Genomic DNA, 2,272 nt, shown 5'->3' with positions numbered 1-2,272 from the left:
GGCCTGCACCGCACCGACCTGGTACGCGAAGACCTGGGCACCGCCGATCGCGAAGTCCTCCAGGTGCTCGTGGACTTCGATCCGGGCGTGACATCGCCCAAACATGCTCACCCCGGTGTCGAGGTGGCGCACGTGATCAGCGGCACCTTTGAATATCAACTGGAAGGGCGGGCACCGGTGACGCTCAAGGCCGGTGACTCGTTGTACATCCCTGAAGGCGTTGCGCATGTGGCGAAGAACGTGGGCCAGGACAAGGCCTCGGAACTGGCGACCTACATCGTGAAGAAAGGCGAAGCGTTGCTGATCCTGAAGGAGTAGGCGAGGGCCACCGGGTCATTGCCGGCTGCAAACCTCCCACACACAACCGCGCAACCAGCGATGCGCCGGGTCGGCGTCCATGCGCGGGTGCCACAGCATTGAAACCGTGATGGGGGGCGTGGGGAACGGCAAGGCAAAGCAGTGCATCCCCTGGCACAGGTTGCCGACGTGCCGCTCCGGTACGCTGGCCACCAGTTCTGAAGCCCGCGCCAATGCAATCGCAGAGGAGAAACCGGCGACGATGGTGATGATGTCCCGCTTCAGTCCCAGCTCATTCAAGGCGTCATCCATGACGCCTTTTTCGTGGCCCYGGCGCGAGACCAGAATGTGCCGGGCGCTTGCATAACGAACAGGTGTCATCTCACCTTGAGCCAGTGGATGACCCTCGCGCACGACGCCAATGAACCGATCGCGAAACAGCATCCGGGTCCGCACTTCCGGGCTGGTTGATTCGCCGATCACACCGGTTTCCAGATCCACCGAGCCTTCGCGCAGCAGGGTGCTGTCCTTGTTCAGCTTCTGCACGAAATTCAAGCGGACGCCGGGCGCTTCTTCGTTGATGCGGGCGATCAGTTGCGGTCCGAAATTTTCCACGAAGCCGTCGCTGGTGCGCAGGGCGAAGGTACGGGTCAGTTGATTCAGGTCGAGTGCCTCGGCAGGGCGCAGGACGGCTTCGGCGTCCTGCACGAGCACGCCGACGCGTTCACGCAACTCCAGCGCCCGAGGCGTGGGAACCAGTCCGCGCCCGGCCCGCACCAGCAGCGGATCGCCCGTGGTTTCGCGCAATCGCGCCAGCGCCCGGCTCATGGCTGACGGGCTCAGGTGCAAACGCTGCGCGGCGCGGGCCACGCTGCCTTCCTCSAGCAACACGTTCAGGGTGATCAACAGATTCAGGTCKGGCATCGAATCAATTCCTGTAGGAGCGAGCTTGCTCGCGAAGGTGGCACATTAAAAATGATGTTGTCTGACACACCCTCTTCGCGAGCAGGCTCGCTCCTACAGGTTTTTTAACATGTGGCGTCTTGTGCACGTATATAGTGCAAATACTGCGTCTTCCGCCATGTTATGGCCGGGCTTAGGCTCTGGACAACCTATTTGCGGAGTCGCGAGAAAATGAAGTCCATATCGATTCGGGGAGCCTTGGCCAGCCTGTCGTTATCCATGCTGCTGTCGTCCCTGGGCACCAGCATTGCCATCGTTGGATTGCCGACCCTGGCCGAGGCGTTCTCAGCCTCCTTTCAGCAAGTGCAATGGGTGGTGCTCGCTTACCTGCTGGCGATCACGGCGCTGATCGTCAGTGTCGGAAGACTTGGCGACATCATTGGCCGCCGACGTTTGTTGTTGATCGGGATTTGCGTGTTTACCGTCGCTTCGATCCTGTGCGCGCTGGCCCCTCATCTCTGGTTATTGATTGCCGCTCGGGCGCTGCAGGGCGTCGGTGCGGCCATCATGATGGCGCTGACCATGGCGCTAGTGGGCGGGGCCGTTCCCAAGGAAAAAATGGGCAGTGCGATGGGCGTGCTCGGCACGATGTCAGCGATTGGCACCTCACTCGGCCCGACCCTTGGAGGTTTTTTGATTGCCAATCCGGGGTGGCAGGCAATTTTTCTGATCAATGTGCCGTTGGGTGTTTTGGCGATTGGGCTCGCGCTCTACTTTTTGCCCAACGATCGCAGTGAGAAGAGGGCGGATCGAGCGGGCTTCGATGTGCTCGGCACGCTGGTGCTGGTTCTGACACTGCTGGCTTATGCACTGGCGATGACCATTGGGCGTGGCACCCTGGGGCCGCTGAACATGACGCTGTTGCTGGTGACAGTTCTTGGGCTGTGCGTGTTTGTATTCGTCGAGCACACAGCCGAGTCGCCTCTGGTTCGATTGACGATGTTCCGTAACTGGCAGATGAGCGCAGGATTCGTCATGAGCATGCTGGTGACCACCGTGGTCATGGCGACCA

3 protein-coding genes are annotated in these 2,272 nt (G+C 60.7%); 2 read left to right on the top strand and 1 reads right to left on the bottom strand.

Annotation, left to right across the window (positions count from 1 at the left end):
• A partial coding sequence (locus AC1DVH_RS29755; RefSeq protein WP_477756803.1) for a cupin domain-containing protein occupies positions 1 to 318 on the top strand: 318 nt, incomplete at its 5' end.
• Between the two features lie 15 nt (positions 319 to 333).
• Here AC1DVH_RS29755 and AC1DVH_RS29750 read toward each other — a convergent pair.
• A complete protein-coding gene (locus tag AC1DVH_RS29750; RefSeq protein WP_477756802.1) occupies positions 334 to 1,221 on the bottom strand; it encodes a LysR family transcriptional regulator in 888 nt (295 codons plus the stop codon).
• Between the two features lie 210 nt (positions 1,222 to 1,431).
• Here AC1DVH_RS29750 and AC1DVH_RS29745 point away from each other — a divergent pair.
• The coding region (locus AC1DVH_RS29745) for an MFS transporter (protein ID WP_477756801.1) at positions 1,432 to 2,272 on the top strand (841 nt) is incomplete at its 3' end.

The organism is Pseudomonas sp. P4_C3, assembly GCF_056402075.1.
This window is presented reverse-complemented; position numbering and strand designations above follow the sequence as displayed.